The organism is Conyzicola sp., from assembly GCF_046714715.1.
GTDB lineage: Bacteria > Actinomycetota > Actinomycetes > Actinomycetales > Microbacteriaceae > Conyzicola.
This window is the reverse complement of the sequence record NZ_JBKKAD010000104.1, coordinates 1-17,428: the sequence shown is the minus strand read 5'-3', so window position 1 is coordinate 17,428 and position 17,428 is coordinate 1. Positions and strand designations below refer to the sequence as shown.

Annotated in this window: 18 protein-coding genes and 1 pseudogene; 9 read left to right on the top strand and 10 right to left on the bottom strand. The window is 68.1% G+C overall.

The annotated features are described in order from the left end of the window. Positions 1-80: 80 nt before the first annotated feature. Positions 81-356: pseudogene (locus ACLQ6X_RS08145) on the top strand (EamA family transporter); the annotation flags it as partial. Here ACLQ6X_RS08145 and ACLQ6X_RS08140 read toward each other — a convergent pair. After that, positions 335-817 carry a tetratricopeptide repeat protein gene (locus ACLQ6X_RS08140; protein WP_411699673.1) on the bottom strand — a complete coding sequence of 161 codons (483 nt, stop codon included), beginning with the start codon at positions 815-817 and terminating at the stop codon, positions 335-337. The pseudogene ACLQ6X_RS08145 and the gene ACLQ6X_RS08140 overlap by 22 nt on opposite strands. A 144-nt stretch (positions 818-961) precedes the next feature. Here ACLQ6X_RS08140 and ACLQ6X_RS08135 point away from each other — a divergent pair, with 144 nt between their 5' ends. Together ACLQ6X_RS08135 and ACLQ6X_RS08130 are read left to right on the top strand one after the other, a co-directional pair. Continuing rightward, positions 962-1,582, top strand: coding sequence for an ATP-dependent Clp protease proteolytic subunit (locus tag ACLQ6X_RS08135; protein ID WP_411699672.1), 621 nt, complete (start codon positions 962-964; stop codon positions 1,580-1,582). Positions 1,583-1,591: 9 nt separating this feature from the next. Next, complete coding sequence (locus ACLQ6X_RS08130; RefSeq protein ID WP_188509747.1) at positions 1,592-2,251, top strand: ATP-dependent Clp protease proteolytic subunit; 660 nt, start codon at positions 1,592-1,594, stop codon at positions 2,249-2,251. Positions 2,252-2,352: 101 nt separating this feature from the next. Here the strand turns inward: ACLQ6X_RS08130 and ACLQ6X_RS08125 are convergent, their stop codons facing one another. Genes ACLQ6X_RS08125 through ACLQ6X_RS08115 form a run of 3 tightly spaced genes read right to left on the bottom strand, consistent with a single transcriptional unit; the run spans position 2,353 to position 4,372 of the window. Next, entirely contained in the window at positions 2,353-3,009 is a 657-nt protein-coding gene (locus tag ACLQ6X_RS08125) for a copper resistance protein CopC (RefSeq protein ID WP_411699671.1), read from the bottom strand. A 2-nt stretch (positions 3,010-3,011) separates the two neighbouring features. Beyond that, complete coding sequence (locus ACLQ6X_RS08120; protein ID WP_411699670.1) at positions 3,012-3,731, bottom strand: YcnI family protein; 720 nt, start codon at positions 3,729-3,731, stop codon at positions 3,012-3,014. Between the two features lie 32 nt (positions 3,732-3,763). Next, the gene (locus ACLQ6X_RS08115; protein WP_411699669.1) at positions 3,764-4,372 is read right to left on the bottom strand and encodes a hypothetical protein; all 609 of its coding nucleotides are present in this window, start codon (positions 4,370-4,372) and stop codon (positions 3,764-3,766) included. A gap of 212 nt (positions 4,373-4,584) precedes the next feature. On the opposite strand from ACLQ6X_RS08115, the gene clpX reads away from it, so the two are divergent. After that, positions 4,585-5,862 carry an ATP-dependent Clp protease ATP-binding subunit ClpX gene (gene clpX / locus ACLQ6X_RS08110; protein WP_411699668.1) on the top strand — a complete coding sequence of 426 codons (1,278 nt, stop codon included), beginning with the start codon at positions 4,585-4,587 and terminating at the stop codon, positions 5,860-5,862. Positions 5,863-5,888: 26 nt separating this feature from the next. Here the strand turns inward: clpX and ACLQ6X_RS08105 are convergent, their stop codons facing one another. Further along, a complete protein-coding gene (locus ACLQ6X_RS08105; RefSeq protein ID WP_411699667.1) occupies positions 5,889-6,542 on the bottom strand; it encodes a GntR family transcriptional regulator in 654 nt (217 codons plus the stop codon). Between the two features lie 133 nt (positions 6,543-6,675). Here ACLQ6X_RS08105 and ACLQ6X_RS08100 point away from each other — a divergent pair, with 133 nt between their 5' ends. The 3 genes from ACLQ6X_RS08100 to ACLQ6X_RS08090 all read left to right on the top strand — a co-directional run bounded on the left by ACLQ6X_RS08100 (position 6,676) and on the right by ACLQ6X_RS08090 (position 9,313). Beyond that, on the top strand, positions 6,676-7,686 hold the full coding sequence (locus ACLQ6X_RS08100) for a 1-aminocyclopropane-1-carboxylate deaminase (RefSeq protein ID WP_411699666.1): 1,011 nt from the start codon (positions 6,676-6,678) through the stop codon (positions 7,684-7,686). A gap of 100 nt (positions 7,687-7,786) precedes the next feature. After that, on the top strand, positions 7,787-8,734 hold the full coding sequence (locus ACLQ6X_RS08095; protein WP_411699665.1) for a quinone oxidoreductase family protein: 948 nt from the start codon (positions 7,787-7,789) through the stop codon (positions 8,732-8,734). Positions 8,735-8,851: 117 nt separating this feature from the next. Further along, entirely contained in the window at positions 8,852-9,313 is a 462-nt protein-coding gene (locus ACLQ6X_RS08090) for a hypothetical protein (RefSeq protein WP_411699664.1), read from the top strand. Between the two features lie 360 nt (positions 9,314-9,673). Here ACLQ6X_RS08090 and ACLQ6X_RS08085 read toward each other — a convergent pair whose 3' ends face one another. Together ACLQ6X_RS08085 and ACLQ6X_RS08080 are read right to left on the bottom strand one after the other, a co-directional pair. After that, positions 9,674-11,086, bottom strand: a complete 1,413-nt coding sequence (locus ACLQ6X_RS08085) for a DUF222 domain-containing protein (protein ID WP_411699663.1) — start codon at positions 11,084-11,086, stop codon at positions 9,674-9,676. 252 nt (positions 11,087-11,338) lie between these two features. Further along, entirely contained in the window at positions 11,339-13,357 is a 2,019-nt protein-coding gene (locus tag ACLQ6X_RS08080; RefSeq protein WP_411699662.1) for a M3 family metallopeptidase, read from the bottom strand. Between the two features lie 99 nt (positions 13,358-13,456). Between ACLQ6X_RS08080 and ACLQ6X_RS08075 the strand changes: the two genes are divergently transcribed. Beyond that, entirely contained in the window at positions 13,457-14,086 is a 630-nt protein-coding gene (locus tag ACLQ6X_RS08075) for an ArsR/SmtB family transcription factor (RefSeq protein ID WP_411699661.1), read from the top strand. 27 nt (positions 14,087-14,113) lie between these two features. Then, positions 14,114-14,347, top strand: coding sequence for a hypothetical protein (locus tag ACLQ6X_RS08070; RefSeq protein ID WP_411699660.1), 234 nt, complete (start codon positions 14,114-14,116; stop codon positions 14,345-14,347). Between the two features lie 91 nt (positions 14,348-14,438). Here the strand turns inward: ACLQ6X_RS08070 and ACLQ6X_RS08065 are convergent, their stop codons facing one another. The 3 genes from ACLQ6X_RS08065 to valS all read right to left on the bottom strand — a co-directional run. Continuing rightward, positions 14,439-14,690, bottom strand: a complete 252-nt coding sequence (locus ACLQ6X_RS08065; RefSeq protein ID WP_411699659.1) for a hypothetical protein — start codon at positions 14,688-14,690, stop codon at positions 14,439-14,441. Positions 14,691-14,693: 3 nt separating this feature from the next. After that, entirely contained in the window at positions 14,694-15,158 is a 465-nt protein-coding gene (locus ACLQ6X_RS08060; RefSeq protein ID WP_411699658.1) for an N-acetyltransferase family protein, read from the bottom strand. Further along, a partial coding sequence (valS, locus tag ACLQ6X_RS08055) for a valine--tRNA ligase (protein WP_411699657.1) occupies positions 15,158-17,428 on the bottom strand: 2,271 nt, incomplete at its 5' end. The genes ACLQ6X_RS08060 and valS, both read right to left, overlap by 1 nt.

The window sequence follows — 17,428 nt, the reverse complement described above, 5'->3', positions numbered from 1 at the left end:
CCACCGCCGCCACCGTGGCGGCGCTGCGGTTCGGGCCCGTGGGCCGCGCGGTGTAGGTCGTCTCCCCGCCCCCGCCGGCGGCGATGGGGTGCGCGATCGCCGCCGGCGTGCTGGCCTCGGCCGTGCCGTACGTCGCCGACCTGATCGCCCTGCGCCGGGTGCCCGCACACCTGTTCGGCCTGCTGATGAGCGTGCAGCCGATCTTCGCCGCGCTGGTCGGTGCCGTCCTGCTCGGGCAGCGCCTCGGCGCGGTCGACGGGGTCGGCATCGCCCTCATCGTCGGGGCGAACGCCGCCGCCCTGCTGCTGGCGCGGCCAGCGGGTTCGCCTCGGGCTCAGCGCAGCTCGAGCGCGTAGCGGCGCACGGCTGACGAGTAGACGGGCAGCGTGCCGCCAAGAGCGTAGAGGGCCACGGATGCCGCGTCCCGCTCGCGCCCGTCGCTCGCGAGTGCGAGCGCCAGGAAGGCCGCGGCGGGGGCGGTCCACTCGTCGGTCTCGTGTTCGGCGAGCAGGTCGCCCAGCAGATCGACGGACTCCGTCGCCCGCCCGAGGTTGCGCAGGGTGCTCGCCAGTTGGATGACCGCCCGCGGGTGGCGTTCGGCGTCGAGACCGGCCGCGATGGCCGCGCGGTACAGCGGCTCGGCGTCGGTTTCACGGCCGAGGTAGTCGCGCACGCTGGCGGCCTCGAAGAGGGCAGCCGCGTCATCCGCCCCTCTTTCGGCGACGAGCGCGTCTATCGCAACGAGCACCGACTCGTCGGGCGAGGACTCGGCGGCGGCCCACACGGCGGCGACGCGCGACTCCCAGGATTCGACCATCCGTCGAGCTTAGGGCCGGCCGAGGTCGGCACGTCGAGACGTCCTCGCGCGGCGCGCCCCAATCTGCCGTAGGCGAACACGCCGGTATGCGTGCGTTACCTCCAGTAGATTCGAAACAAGTTACAACTGAAACGGAGCGCAACAATGGCCCAACCGGCATTGGTCAGCAGTGTTTTCGACCAACTCCTCGCGGACCGCATCATCTGGCTTGGCTCAGAGGTGCGGGATGACAACGCCAACGAAATTTGCGCGAAGATCCTCCTGCTTGCAGCAGAAGACTCCAAGCGCGACATCTACCTCTACATCAACTCGCCGGGTGGTTCGATCACCGCCGGAATGGCGATCTACGACACGATGAAGTTCGTACCGAACGACATCGTCACCGTCGGAATCGGCATGGCGGCGTCCATGGGACAGTTCCTGCTGTCGTCGGGCACGAAGGGCAAGCGCTACATCACGCCCAACGCCCGCGTGCTGCTCCACCAGCCGTCCGGCGGATTCGGCGGCACCTCGGCCGACATCCAGACGCAGGCCTTCGTCATCCTCGACATGAAGAAGCGCATGGCCGAACTCACGGCCGAGCAGACCGGCAAGTCGATCGAGCAGGTGCTCATCGATAACGACCGCGACAACTGGTTCGACGCGAAGGGTGCTCTCGAGTACGGCTTCGTCGACCACATCCGCGAATTCGCCTCCAACGTCGTCGGCGGTGGCGGAACGGACGAGACCGTCTCCGACGACCCTGACACCGCGGCCCAGAACTAGGAATCGAGCATGGACAACTACAACTTCGGTGGCGTCGCCCGTCCCTCGGCCGAGTCGCGCTACATCCTGCCCACCTTCGAGGAGCGCACGGCCTACGGCTACAAGCGCCAAGACCCGTACGCCAAGCTGTTCGAAGACCGCATCGTCTTCCTCGGCGTGCAGATCGACGACGCGTCGGCCGACGACGTCATGGCCCAGCTTCTCGTTCTCGAGAGCCAGGACCCCGACCGCGACATCGTGATGTACATCAACTCGCCCGGTGGATCGTTCACCGCGATGACGGCCATCTACGACACGATGCAGTACATCAAGCCGCACATCCAGACCGTCGTGCTCGGCCAGGCGGCCTCCGCCGCCGCAGTGCTCATGGCGGCCGGAACGCCCGGCAAGCGCCTCGCTCTGCCGAACGCGCGCATCCTCATCCACCAGCCCTCGACCGGTGACGCCGGCCGCGGGCAGGCGTCGGACATCGAGATTCAGGCCGCCGAGATCCTCCGCATGCGCGGCTGGCTCGAGTCGACCCTGTCGCACCACTCGAACCGCACGCCCGAGCAGGTGAACAAGGACATCGACCGCGACAAGATCCTCAGCGCGGCCGAGGCCCTCGAGTACGGTCTCATCGACCAGGTGCTCGAGAGCCGCAAGAACGTGCCGGCGATCACCGCCTAGGCATTCGCTCGACAAAAGGGCCGCCCACCGTTTCGACGGTGAGCGGCCTTTTGTCGTTGTGCGGGTTGAGTAGCGCCGTCTACGGCGCGTATCGAAACCCGCTATTCGACCGGCTCGTCGGTCTTCTTCTTCGGGCGCACGAAGAACAGCGTCGCGCCGATCGCCGCGACGACGGCCAGGGCCGCGCCGCCGAGCCAGAGCAGGGTACCGGCGGTGTCGTCCGCGGGAGCCTCGGCTGTCGGAGTCGCGCTCGGCTCGTCCTGCGGGGCTTCGGCCTGCGTCGTCATCTCCGGCTCGGGCGCTTCCTCGGTTTCGCCGCAGACGGGCGCCGCAGCGAAGCCGGCGCTCGGCGTCGCATCGGCCGGCGGCGCCCACGAGAACGCGATCGTGCCGCCCACGGGGTGCGAATCCGACGAGGTGATCCGCCAGTCCATGGTGTACTCACCCGCTTCGCCGAGAGTAGCGGGCATGCTCATCGTGGCGTCGACGAGCGACAGGCATCCGTCGCCGTAGAACCGCCCCGAAGCATCCTTCACCTGGATTCCGAAACCGGTACCGTCGCCGACCAGGTCGACGAGGGCCGTGTTCATCGTGACGGCGAATTCTGAAGGGAGGGCGGTGAGCTGTTCTCCCTCGACGGGTGTCGAGCTCACGACCGCATCGTGCGCCTCGGCGGGCGCAGCGAAGCCGAGCACGGCGCCGACCGCGAGGGTCGCGCCGACCGCGGCAAGGGCAATCGGACGTCGGATGCCTGCCACGATCAGCTCACCGTCTTACGGTCGGAAGCGCCGCGACGTGAGGCGACGGCGAGCACGATGCCCACCGCGCCGACCACGAGGCCGGCGATTCCGAGCACTCGGGCGAGCACGTCGTCTGCGGGAGCGGCACCTGCGGCAGCGTCAGTTGCCGCCGGCTCGGCGTCGACCGTCGCCGCCCCGTGGTGGTCGGCGGCCGGCGCGTCGTTGATGTACAGCACGGGGGCGGGGTGTTCGGCATCCGCCTCGGTCTCGTTCCAGCTGACGACCGAGCCGTCGGTGTAGCCCTGCTCGGCGGGCAGCGTCACCGATCCGGTGTCGGGTACCGGTCCGAGCGACAGCGGGAAGAGCTGCAGCTGGCCGGCCCCGATCTCGGATCCGGCGTCGGCGGTCCAGACGACCGACGTGACCGCCTCGGTGATCGTCGACTCTCCGACGGTCACGGGTTCCGGCAGCGTCGTGCTCACGAGTTCGGCCGACCAGCCGGCCACGGGCACGTAGCGCACGCTCGTGAAGGGGGTGTCGGTGGGCAGCGCGAGCTCGACCCGGTTCGTCGTGGCCGTTTCCGACTCGTTCGGAACCTTCACGGTGACGACGGTGTACGACCCGGCGACCGCCTGTCCGGGATCGATGGTGACGTGCGCGCTGGCCGAGAGGGGTGCCGCGACGGCGAGCAGGAGGCCCGCTCCGATCGCTGCGGGCACGCCGATGATGCTTTTCTTCATGGTTGTTCTTTCTGTTGCGGGTCTGTGTGGTCTTAGGCGAAAGACCGCACCGGCGGGCCCCGCAGGCCCAGAGACGCACGCAGAATCGCGCAGATGCGCGGAACGAAGAGATGGCCCAGGGTGCGCGGGGTCCGGATGATCCGGGGCAGCAGTGGCACGTCGGGGGCCTGGGCGAGCGCGGTGCGCACGAACAGCGCGGCGATACCGCGCACACGCCAGAAGGCGCCCTCGCCGTAGCGCAGCGTCACAATGGTGACGATCGCGGCGGCAGCATGGCCGAGCCACATCCAGCCGTCGGAGTGGTGCGTGCCGGTCGCGCTGCCGGCGAGCAGCTCGACGGTTGCGCCGTGATCGTGAGCGCCCGTGCCCGCGGTCTGAACCACGGTCGCAGGAGAGCTGATCGTGCTGAACAGGGTGTGGAATGCGACCTGGCTCACGAGAACGGCCGCCGTCAGCCGGGGGAGCGACAGCGTCTTGCCGGTGAGGGCGATGCAGGTGATTCCGGCGAACGCGAGGGCGATGGCGAGAGACACGACGCTCGGGGACTCTCCGCCGGCCAGCGTGTGCGAGGCGGCGGCCACGAGAGTGGAGAACACGGCGGCGAGCCAGCCGCGCGCGAATCGCGCCCACCGTGTCGTCATGTTCCGCCCCTGTCATGCCGAAAGTCCCGACGTACCGGAAAGTCCCGGCACCTTCAGACTAGTTCGTGCCTCCCTGTACGTTGGATAGGGAGCCGCAGCGCCCTTGCGCGTGACCGACGACGACGCGCTGGATATCGCCGAGTGCCAGCGGCCGTCGGTGGCACAGGTTAGGCTCGGTGCACGTAGCACACGGTGATTGAGGGAGGCTGCACATGGCTCGCATCGGAGAGAGCGCCGACCTGCTCAAGTGTTCTTTCTGTGGGAAGAGCCAGAAGCAGGTTCAGCAGCTCATTGCCGGGCCCGGCGTGTACATCTGCGACGAGTGCGTCGAGCTGTGCAACGAGATCATCGAAGAGCGTCTCGCCGAAGCCGGCGAAGAGGCCTCGAGCGAGTTCGAGCTTCCCAAGCCCCGCGAGATCTACTCGTTCCTCGAAGAGTATGTGATCGGTCAGGAGGCGGCGAAGAAGGCCCTCTCGGTGGCCGTCTACAACCACTACAAGCGCGTGCGTGCCCGCTCCACCATCGCCTCGGTCGACACCGTGATCGACGACATCGAGATCTCCAAGTCGAACATCCTGCTCATCGGTCCCACCGGTTGCGGCAAGACCTACCTGGCCCAGACGCTCGCGAAGCGCCTCAACGTGCCGTTCGCCGTCGCCGACGCCACCGCGCTCACCGAGGCGGGCTACGTCGGTGAAGACGTCGAGAACATCCTGCTCAAGCTGATCCAGGCCGCCGACTACGACGTCAAGCGCGCCGAGACCGGCATCATCTACATCGACGAGATCGACAAGATCGCCCGCAAGGCCGAGAACCCGTCGATCACTCGCGACGTGTCCGGCGAGGGCGTGCAGCAGGCACTGCTCAAGATTCTCGAGGGCACGGTCGCCTCCGTTCCGCCGCAGGGTGGCCGCAAGCATCCGCATCAAGAATTCATCCAGGTCGACACGACCAACGTGCTCTTCATCGTCGCCGGCGCCTTCGCGGGTCTCGAAGAGATCATCTCGCAGCGTGCGGGCAAAAAGGGCATCGGTTTCGGCGCCCCGCTGCACAGCAAGGGCGACGAGCGCAACCTCTTCAGCGAGGTGCTGCCCGAAGACCTGCACAAGTTCGGGCTCATCCCCGAGTTCATCGGCCGCCTCCCCGTCGTCGCGACGGTCACGCCGCTCGACCAGGTCGCCCTCATGGACATCCTGACCAAGCCGAAGAACGCGCTGATCCGCCAGTACCAGCGCATGTTCGAGCTCGACGGCGTCGAGCTCGACTTCGACGAAGACGCCCTCGAGGCGATCGCCGATCTCGCCGTGCTGCGCCAGACCGGTGCTCGCGGCCTGCGCGCCATCATGGAGGAAGTGCTCGGCCCGATCATGTTCGAGGTTCCGAGCGACGACCAGGTGGCTCGTGTCATCGTCACGCGCGACGCCGTGCTCAACAACGCCGCGCCGACCATCGTGCCCCGCGTCGAACCGCGCCAGGAGAAGTCGGCCTAACCAGCGCTATCGCTGCTCGACGCGCGCTACTCGGCGGCGGTGAACCGCAGCGACAGCCAGTTGTCGCGCACGAGAGTCGCTGCGCGCGTCGGGTCCCCGGCTCGTGCGGCCTCGACGATCGCGTCGTGCTGTGCAACCGATGCGCGGCCGGCGAACGAGGCGAACCGCATCCGCTCGACGCGGTGCAGCCGGGGAGTGGTCTGCTCGAGCACGTCGGCGATCAGCTGGTTGCCGCTCGCCTCGACGAACACCGAGTGGAAAGCGTGGTCGGCGTCGAGCGCCGCGTCCGCGTCGAGGATGTCGAGCGCGAGGGCGAACGACGAGTTCGCCGTGACCATCGCGTCGATCTGCGCCGGGGTGATGACCGGCACCGCGAGCTGCGTTGCGAGCTCGTGCATCGACGCCGCAACCTGCTGGGCGCTGATCGTGGATGCCAGATCGAACGGCGCCACCGTCGTCGCCTTGCCGGGTTGTGTGACGACGAGGCCCGCGCGCTCGAGCCGCAGCAGCGCCTCGCGGATCGGCGTGCGACTCACCCCCAGCCACTCTTCCAACTGCGGGTCTTTCAGTCGTTCGCCCGGGGCGAAGGTGCCGTCCACGATCGCGTCGCGCAGCGATTCGTAGACGTCGTCGCGCAGCAGCTGGCGCTTGTGCAGGCCGTGCTGGCTCGGGATGGGCATGCGCCCTATGCTAGCGTTCCAGAACGCAATATATTGCATATGGGTCGGATGCGCCGGACAGCGCGTGTCCCGACCGACCCACCCACTGGCACCGCGACCGACCCGACCGAAACCGAGAAGACAGGGAACCCCCATGGCCATCACCGACTTCGAGCGATACCCGCTGACCTTCGGGCCGAGCCCAATCCACACGCTCCCGCGTCTCACCCAGCACCTCGGCGGTGCCACGATCTGGGCCAAGCGCGAAGACGTGAACAGCGGCCTCGCGTACGGCGGCAACAAGACGCGCAAGCTGGAGTACCTGATTCCCGACGCGATCGCCTCGGGCGCAGACACCCTGGTGTCGATCGGCGGCTATCAGTCGAACCACACGAGGCAGGTCGCCGCGGTCGCCGCGAAGATCGGCATGAAGGCCGTGCTCGTGCAGGAGAACTGGGTGGACTGGCCCGACTCCGTCAACGACCGGGTGGGAAACATCATGCTGTCGCGCATCATGGGCGCCGAGGTGCGGCTCGATCCGGCCGGCTTCGGCATCGGCTTCAAGTCGAGCTGGGAGAGGGCGCTTGAGGGTGTGAAAGCGCGTGGTGGCACCCCGTATGCGATTCCGGCTGGCGCATCCGACCACCGTCTCGGCGGCCTGGGCTTCGCCAACTGGGCCTACGAGGTCGAGCGGCAGGAGCGCGAACTCGGCGTCTTCTTCGACACGATCGTCGTGTGCAGCGTCACCGGCTCGACGCACGCCGGCATGATCGCCGGGTTCGCCGGCCAGGACCGCCCGCGCCGGGTGATCGGCATCGACGCGTCGGCGAAGATCCGCGAGACGCGCGATCAGGTCGAACGCATCGCCCGCAACACCGCCGCCCTCATCGGTCTGGATCGCGACCTGCGCGACGACGAGATCACCGTGCTCGAGGGCTGGGCCGGCAACCTGTACGGCATCCCGGTCGAGTCGACGCTCGACGCGATCCGCCTCACCGGCAGCCTCGAGGGCATGATCATAGACCCGGTCTACGAGGGAAAGTCGATGGCGGGGCTGATCGACCTGGTCAAGACCGGCGACATTCCGGCGTCGAGCAACGTGCTCTACGCGCACCTCGGCGGGCAGCCGGCGATCAACGCGTACAGCGCGCTCTTCCGGTCGTAGCAGACGTGTAGCGGGGCGTCACTCTCGGCAGCGCCTCGCGTTCGCGTGATGCAATAGAAGCGACGCGGATGCTTCGCGCGAGTTGACGAGGGAGAAGACTTTGGCAGACACGACGGTTGTGCAGTACTCGCGAATCGGTGGACCGGAGGTGCTCGAGTTCGTTTCCGTAGCGCAGCCCGTGCCGGGGGCGCGGGAGGTCCTCGTGGAGGTGCTCGCCATCGGGGTCAACCCGATCGACGGCAAGCTGCGTTCGGGACTGCGCGCGACGCCGCCGATCACCGAGGCTCGTCGCACCGGATCGGACGCTTCCGGCGTGATCGTCGCGGTGGGCGACGGTGTCTCGGAGTGGGCGGTCGGTGACGAGGTGATCGTCAGCACGAGCGGTGCCTACGCGACCTTCCTCGCGGTTTCCGTCGACAGGGTCGACCGCAAGCCCGACGAGTGGTCGTTCGAGCAGGCGGCCGCCGTGGGCATTCCGGTGGCGACGGCATACCAGGCCCTCAAGTCGCTCGAGGTGACGGCGGGGGAGACCCTGCTCGTGCACGCCGGATCGGGTGCGGTAGGACAGGCTGCGATCCAGTTCGCGGTGGCGTGGGGTGCGACGGTCGTGGCCACGGCTTCGCCCGAGCGTCAAGAGCGTGTGCGCGAGCTGGGGGCGATCCCGGTCGAGTACGGGCCGGGGCTCGTCGAGCGCGTGCGGGAAGCCGCACCCGAGGGCATCGACGTCGTGCTCGACGGCGCCGGAACGGACGAAGCGCTCGACGCGTCGTTCCAGCTGGTGAGCGATCGTGACCGTATCGGAACGATTGTTGTCGGCGCTCGTGCGGCAGAGCTGGGTATCCGTGCCTGGTCGGGCGGCAATCCGGTTCCCCTCAGTGACGAGGAGCAGCGCCTGCGACGCGAGGGGGTGGCCGTGGCATCCGCCCTCGCGGCCGAGGGCCGGTTCGACGTGGAGGTCGCGGAGACTCTCCCGTTCGACCAGGCGGCCGAGGCTCAGCGGCGTATCGAGTCCGGCGAGTCCCGCGGGAAGATCGTGCTGCTGCCGTAGGGTCCGGCGGGCGGGGTGCCGCAGCTCGGTGATGGTCTAGTCCTCACCGGGGACGCTGGTGCGCCGCCCGTCCACACGTGCCGTCTCCGTGTCATCCGCTCGAACGACACTCTCGGCATGACAAACGACACCCTCACCATCAATCAATTCCTCACCCCGTTCGTCGCTGCCTACAGCGCGGGTAAGCCGCTCGTGACCGTGTTGCGAATCGAGCGTCTCGACATCCTCCTGCGCGAGTGCATCGAGGCGCAGGACGACACAGTGCACTGCGTCGACTGCCGCGCTGCGCTCGCTATCGAGAAGGTTTTCAACACCGTCAATCCGTTCGCGACCGCGATGGCAGTGGACCGCCTCCTGTACGCGCTCGGGCCGTTCGTTCACTCGCCGTGGCTGCGCTCCGACCCGCTGATGCAGGCGGAGCAGTGGCGTCTAGTGCGCGCGATCGTCGACGCGGTCGAGCGCACTCCGGGTTTCGACGAGATCCACATGACGCCGTACCTCGCTCGGCAGATCACGATGCTGCGCGAGCATGTCACGTACGGCTTGCGGGCGACGTCGCAGGCTCGTCGTTCGCGATAGCGCCCATCCACGAGGTCGTCGGGGTGGCGGCCTCGTGGTCACGGCGCCCTCGGTGTTGAGCGCGCTGCCGAAGGCGTGAATTCCGGGCGGCGTGACTCGTGAATGGGCGATTGTCGCCGGCTGGGCTGGGCTGGGCTCCGGGCTCCGGGCTCCGGGCTCCGGGCTGCGGGCTCCGCGCTGCGGGCTGCGGCGCAGGTGTCTCCTGCGGCCGCACCCGCCAGACCGGCCCGACCTGCCGGACCGGACCGGACCGGACCGGACCGGACCGGACCGGACCTGCCGGACCTGCCGGACCGGACCGGCCCGACCTGCCGGACCTGCCGGACCTGCCAGCCTGCCTGCGCGCTGCCCTTCCTCCCTCTACGCCAACCGCTTGTGTAGCGACGTGATCATCTGCGTGCGCGCACCGCCGAGCTTGCGCCATTTCTGCTCCGGATCGAACCAGGGCGGAGCGAGAACGTGCGGACGCCCGTCGATCATCTTCATCGCGAACGCGTTCTTGTGGATGAGGCGGTGGCAGTCTTGGCAGAGCAGCACACCGTTGTCGATGTCGGTGGGACCGTCGTCGCGGATCCACTGGTCGACGTGGTGGGCGTCACACCATCCCGGCGGAGCTCCGCAGTTGACGCAGCCGCCGTCGCGCACCCGTAGCGCGCGCACCTGGACCGGGGAGAAGAGTCGCTGGGTCTGCCCGAGCATGAGCACCTCGCCGTTGTCGCCGAGCAGGATCGGGGCATAGCCGTTCGCGCAGACGAGCTGCTGCACGGTGGCCGCCGAAACCGGCTCGTCGACGCCGTCGATGAAGCCCACGCCGTGGCCGGTGCGCAGGTCGTCGAGGGTGATAATCGCTGTGATCTCGGCCTTCGAGCGCATGCCGCCCGGCTCGGCCCCGGTGGAGCGCACACCGGCGCCCAAGAGTCCGGTGACGACGTCGTAGTGCCGCTGCTCGCGGCTGCGTGGATCGACGAACTGGATGCTCGTCTCGCCACTCTCGTCGGTGACGAGGGTGGTGCCGGTGGCCCGGTCGACGTCGCTGAGGAAACGGGGAGCGTTGCCCGGCTTGTCGGCCTCGTTGAACGCGGCTGCGAGCAGTGCCGCGTCGACCGGGGTCAGAACGCCCGAGAACTTGGTCAGCCCGTCGACCTCGCGACCGAGGAAGAAAGCGCGCTTGCGGTGGATGCGCTCGTCGCGCGGCTCGGCTCCGTCGGGGTCGAGGGCCTCACGCCAGGCGCGAGCCTGAATGCCGACCTCGTCGGCCGTGCAGTGAGCGGCGGTCTCGACGAGAGCGGTCTCGGCGAGCTCGATATCTTCTTGCGTCGCGGTATCGCGAGCCTGATCGAGGCATCGGACGATCACCGAGGCGGCGTCGATGCCCACCTGACCGTCGGCCATGGCCGCGGCGAGCGGGGCGTGCTCGGGAGGGAGGGGAGTGCCATCCAGGTGGGCGCGAGGCCGAACCGCGGTGCCCACGCTCACCCGTCTCGCGGCCTCGGCGGGCGAAACCCGGGTAAGACGTTCCACCACCTGGCTGGCTCGCTTCAGGCCGAATCTGACCGGCAGCGCCTCGCTGCCGAGCCCGTGGCGCGACCGATCGCCGATCTCGCCCGCCGTGCCGGCGCGGAGGCCATCGAGCAGTCGCCCGGCGTCTTCGACCGCGACGGTGAGGGCGCACAACTCGGTGTCGCTCGCGGCGCTCAGAGACGCGCCGGCGACGGCGGCCAGCTGCTCGCGCACCTGCCGCACCGTGTCTGCGATCGCTCCTATGTGGTCCATGGGTGAATCGTCACTCGGGCCACTGACATTGGGGTATCCCCTGATCAGAGGGCAGATTTTCGGTGCAGTCTGGTTTTTCGCAGGGGGCTGTGGAGGAGAGGATGCGCGCGGGTTGCGAGCGGCAGGTGGGGTGAAGGGCGGCCGAGTGCGGGTGGGCGGAGGTTGTCGGCGGGCGGCAGGGTTTCGATACACGCGGTAGACCGCGTTACTCAACCGGCAGCCCGCGGGTCGGCAGAGACTCGCTCAGCCCGCCTAGAGCCCGCGGCGCTTCAGCAGCGGGCCGAGCTCGGCGTCGCGTCCACGGAACTCACGGAACGCCTCGAGCGGATCCTTCGACCCGCCCACCCCGAGCAACAACGACCGGAACCGGTCACCGTTCGAGCGCGTCAGCCCGCCGTTCTCCTTAAACCATTCGACCGTGTCGGCGTCGAGCACCTCGCTCCAGATGTAGGAGTAGTAGCCGGCGTCGTATCCGCCCGAGAAGGTGTGCGCGAAGTACGTGCTCGAGTACCGCGTGGGTACCGCGGGGTTGTCGAGGCCCACGTTCGCCAGCGCCGCAGACTCGAACCCCGCGACATCCGTCACCGCATCCTCCGCCGACAGCGCGTGCCAGGCCTGATCGAGCAGCGCGGCGGCCAGGTAAGAACTCGTCTCGAAGCCCTCGTTGAATGCGGATGAGGCGTGCAGCTTGTCCACGAGCTCCTGCGGCATCGGCTCGCCGGTCTCGACGTGCACGGCATAGTTCGCGAGCACCTCGGGCCAGAGCATCCACATCTCGTTGACCTGGCTCGGAAACTCCACGAAGTCGCGGAACACGTTGGTTCCGGCGAACTTCGGATAGGTCACGCGGGAAAACAGCCCGTGCAGCGCGTGCCCGAACTCGTGGAACAGCGTCGTGAGCTCGTCGTAGCTGAGCAGCGTCGGGGAGCCCGGCGCCGGCTTCGGCACGTTGAGGTTGTTGACGACCACGGTGGGCGTGCCGAGCAGCTCGCTCTGCGAGATGAGCGGGTTCATCCACGCGCCGCCGCGCTTCGAGTCGCGCGTGTAGAGGTCGTAGACGTACAGCCCGAGAGGCGAACCGTCGTCGTTCGAAACCTCGAACACCCGCGCGTCGGGGTGATACGCGACCAGGTCGGGGCGCTCGGCGAACGTGATGCCGTAGAGCCGCGTCGCCGCGAAGAAGACACCGTCGTGCAGCGCGCGCTCCGCCTCGAAGTACGGGCGCATTGCCGCGGTGTCGACATCGTAGGTGGCCTTGCGCACCTTCTCGCTGTAGAACGCCCAGTCCCACGACTCGATCGGTTCGCCCGCCAGGTTCTGCAGCGCTTGCTGCTCGGCGCGGGCGTTGCGGGCCGCGATCGGCGCCAGCGTGCCGAGCATGTCGACCACGTTCTGGGGCGTCTTGGCGGTCTGGTCGGCGGTGACGTAGGCGGCGTGACTGTCGAATCCGAGCAGGCGGGCGCGCTCGGCCCGCAGCCTGGTGATCTCCAGCACCAGGTCGCGGTTGTCGAATTCGTTGTCACGGCCGCCGCGGACGCGCGACGCGGTCATGATGCGTTCGCGAACGCGCCGGTCGGTGAGCGAGGAGAGATACGGATGACCCGTCGGAAGCACGAGCGTAACGAGGTATTTGCCCTCGAGCCCCCGGTCGGCGGCGGCCTGCGCGGCCGCCGAGATCTCGCCCTCGCCGAGGCCGTCGAGCTCGGCCACATCGTCGATCACGATCGTGAGGTCGTTCGTGTCGGCCAGGAGGTTCTTCTCGAACCTCGTGGTGAGACTCGACAGGCGCGAGTTGAGGTCGCGCAGCGTCGCCTTGTCGTCGTCGCTCAGGCCGGCTCCGGCGATCGTGAACTCGGCGTGGTAGCGCTCGACGAGGTAGCGCGACTCCGGGTCGAGGTCGAGGTCGTCCAGCTGGCCGTTGACCGCGACGATGCGCGCGAAGAGGCGATCGTCGAGCAGGATGGCGTCGCGGTGGGCGGCGTAGAGCGGCGCGATCTCCTCTTCGAGGTCGTTGGTGAACTCGCTACTGTGCGCCGAGCTCTGGTTGTAGAAGACGGCGGAGACCCGGTCGAGCACACGTCCGCTGCGTTCGAGGGGGAGGAGCGTGTTCTCGAACGTGGGTGCGTCGTCGCTCGTGACGATTCGCTCGACCTCGGCCAGCTGCTCGGTGAACCCCTTGTCGAATCCGGGCCGGTAATGCTCGTCGGCGATCTCGGCGAAGGGCGGGAGGCCGAACGGCAGGGTGCTGGCGGTGAAGAACGGATTCGTCATGGATTCAGACTAGGCCGCGAGATCCAGGACGCTGGCAAGCAACCAGCGATGTGCAAATAAACAGTTGCAAAGAAGTCTTTGCAACGGTAGCTTTGCATCATGCCCAAAACACCGCGTCCCACCGAGGGAATCCGCGTTCTCGATATGTCGAGCCTCAAGGCTCTCGCCCATCCCTTGCGCGTGCAGATCGTCGATACCCTCACCACCTACGGCGCCCACACCGCCAGCGGACTCGCGGCGCGGCTGGGGGAGTCGAGCGGGGCGACCAGCTACCACCTGCGTCAGCTCGAGAAGCACGGGTTCGTTGTGGAAGACACGACCAAAGGCTCGGCCCGTGAGCGCTGGTGGATCCGTTCGCCGGAGGGCATCAGCGTCATGCCGATCGAATACCCGCCGGGACCCGCGGAGCGCGCCGCTTCCGAACTGGTCACCCGCGAGTGGCAGGTCAACCGCGACGCATTGCTCGACGAGTTCATCGCCCACGGCAGCGAGTTGGAGCAGCGCTGGTTCGAAGCATCGACACTGAACACGCTGAGCCTGCGAGTGACATCCGACCAGCTGGCTGAGCTCGTCGCCGAGATCGAGACCATCACCGAACGGTACTCGGCGCTCTACAAAAAAGAGGGTGTGCCGGGCACGAGACCCGTCCAGATCCAGCTCAACGCGTTCCCCGTGATGGACGCGGACGAGGTACCAGAGGCCCCCGACAATGTCGGTGGTACGGACTAATTTCAGCGCTAGAGGGAAGGTGAGAACATGAACGCAGTAGGCACGATGGGGCGCAGCGAATCCCGGTCCGGCGCCCTCGACAAGGCGGCCCTGGCGCTCGGCTCGGCGCTCGTCGCCTGGAGCCAACGCCGCTCGGCACGCGCCGCCCGGCCCGTCGACTACGACGAGCTGATGATCAGACGCGCGGCCGAGCTCGAGGCGCAGACGCTGATGGCAGAGCGGCACGCCGGAGCGAACTGGCCGCTCTACCGGATGTATTGAAGGCGGATGTACTGAAGGCGGATGTACTGAAGGCGGATGAACTGAAGGCGGATGCGCTGAGAGCTACGCGGGACCCGAGAGTTATGCGGACTCAGAGCGAGTCGTCGGGCGCGTCCGAGCCCTCGAACGACACGGTGACCTCGCCCGCGTGATCGACGCGGATGGTCGTTCCGTCGTCGAGCTCGACGACCGGTCGGTTCTCGAGCCAGGTCAGCGTCCAGCGCCACTGCGCGGTATCGACCTCGGCGAGCTGTGCTTCGACGTCGCGCACCGCGAGCACTACGCCCGGCGGAAGCCGGTCGGGGGTCTCGGCTCCGACGGGCCAGCGGGTTCCCATTTGCATGTCTCAGGTCTTCCGTTCGTAGGTCACCCAGGTCGACCGATCGGCCACCCGGTCGTACACGCGCTGTGCCGTGTGGTTGTCCGCCGCGGTGATCCACCGCAGGGTGCCGCCGCCCGCGAGTGTCGCGCGTTCGGCGACCGCATCGATGAGCGCGGTCGCGGTGCCGGTTCCGCGCGCCGACGCGTCGACGTAGAGGTCGTCGAGAAACCAGCCCGCTGCGGCGGTGAAGGTGTCGGCCTGCCGCCGGTAGTGCGCGAACCCCACGAGGAGCGCTGATGGGTCGCCGTCGCCGGAGTCGGCGACCGCCACCAGCGCGCTCACCTCGTGCGTGGCATCCATCAACCACCCCCACACGCCGTCGAGAACGTCGGGCGTGAACGAGGTCTCGTAGAACTCCCCGTACGCGACGAAGAGCCGCTCCCACGGGGAGCGGTCCTTCGCCTCGATCGGGCGTACCACGACGGTCATCAGGCTTCCGCGGGCTGCTCGGCCAGAACGATGTCGCTCACCGAGACGGTGTCGGACACGACGAACGTGACGGTCTCGATGCGGCCGACACCCTTCAGGTCTTCGAGTCCGAGTTCGAGCATCGCCGGACCGGAGATGGTGGCCGAGGTCACCTCGGTCTTCTGCGAGGCCTTCGCGTCGGTCTTGGCGCGGCGGATGCTGATGAGGGCCTCGGAGACGAGCGGCAGGAGGCCGGTGGGTTCGTCAGAACCGGTCCCTGAGCCTGTCGAACGGGCAACGGGCCACGCCGCGGTGTGCACCGAGCCGTCGTGGGTCCAGCTCCAGACCTCTTCGGTCGCGAACGGGATGAACGGCGCGAACAGGCGCAGCAGCACGTCGACGGCGGTGCGCAGCGTGACCGCGGCGCTCGCCTGGCCCTCGGGGGTGGACGAGCCGTACGCGCGCTCCTTCACCAGCTCGAGGTAGTCGTCGCAGAACACCCAGAAGAAGTGCTCGGTGGTCTCGAGCGCGCGGGCGTGGTCGAAGTCGTCGAAGGCCTTGGTGGCCACCGCGACGACGCGGTTGAGCTCGGCGAGCAGGTCGAGGTCGAGAGCCTCCGTCGCGACAGCGCCCTCGGCGGGCTGCGGGAAGGAGTAGACGAACTTGGCCGCGTTGAGCACCTTGATCGCGAGTCGGCGACCGATCTTGATCTGCTTCGGGTTCTGCGGGTCGAAGGCGGCGTCGGTGCCGAGGCGCGACGAGGCGGCCCAGTATCGCACCGCGTCCGATCCGTGGTCGTCGAGCATGCCCTTGGGCGTGACGACGTTGCCCTTCGACTTCGACATCTTCTTGCGGTCGGGGTCGACGATGAAGCCGGAGATACCGGCGTTCTTCCACGGGGCGACACCCTGCTCCTGCTCGGCGCGCAGCACGGTGGAGAACAGCCAGGTGCGGATGATGTCCTGCCCCTGGCTGCGCAGCGAGTACGGGAAGACCAGGTCGAACAGCTCGGGGTCGCTCTCCCAGCCGCCGGCGATCTGCGGCGTCAGCGAGGAGGTGGCCCAGGTGTCCATGATGTCGACCTCGCCGACGAAGCCGCCGGGCTGGCCGCGCTGGGCCTCGTCGAAGCCCGGGGCCGTGTGCGAGGCCGGGTCGACCGGAAGCAGGTCTTCGGTCGGCACGATGACGCGGCCCTTGTCGCCGTTCTCGTCGAGTTCGTACCAGACCGGGATCGGCACACCGAAGAAACGCTGGCGCGAGATGAGCCAGTCGCCGGTGAGGCCGCCGACCCAGTTCTCGTAGCGCACGCGCATGAAGTCCGGCACGAAGTTCACGTCCTTGCCGCGCTGCAGCAGGCGTGCCTTGAGGTCGGCGTCGCGGGCGCCGTTGGCGATGTACCACTGGTGCGTCGAGATGATCTCGAGCGGCTTGTCGCCCTTCTCGAAGAACTTCACCGAGTGCGTGATGGGCTTCGCGTCGCCGATCATCTCGCCGCTCGCCTTGAGAAGCTCGACCATCTTCGCCTTGGCGCTGAACACGGTCTTGCCGGCGATCTCGGCGTACGCCGCCTTCGCGGCGTCGGTCGCGATGGCCTCGGGCGCATCCGCCACGATTCGTCCGTCGGCACCGATGATGGTGCGGTTGGGCAGGTCGAGTTCGCGCCACCAGACGACGTCGGTCACGTCGCCGAAGGTGCAGATCATGGCGATGCCCGAGCCCTTGTCGATCTGGGCGAGGTGGTGCGCGACGACGGGAACCTCGACGCCGAAGATCGGGGTGGTCACGTTGGTGCCGAAGAGGTGCTTGTAGCGGTCGTCGTCCGGATGCGCGACGAGGGCCACACAGGCCGCCAACAGTTCGGGCCGGGTCGTCTCGATGTGGATGTCGCCGCCGCCGGCCTGGTGGAAGGCCAGGCGGTGGTACGCGGCCGGCATCTCCTTGTCTTCGAGCTCGGCCTGGGCGACGGCGGTGCGGAAGGTGACGTCCCAGAGGGTGGGCGCGTCGGCCTGGTAGGCCTCGCCGCGCTCGATGTTGCGCAGGAACGCGCGCTGGGCGGCGGTCTGCGCCTCGTCGCCGATGGTGCGGTAGGTCTGGGTCCAGTCGACGCTGAGGCCGAGCTGGCGCCAGAGCAGCTCGAACTGCTGCTCGTCTTCGGCGGTCAGCTTCTCGCACAGTTCGATGAAGTTGCGGCGGGAGACGGGAACCTGGTCGGCCGCCTTGGATGACGCGTTGTCGCCGCCCTCGAGCGGCGGAACGTAGCCCTCGATGTAGGGGAGCGTGGGGTCGCAGCG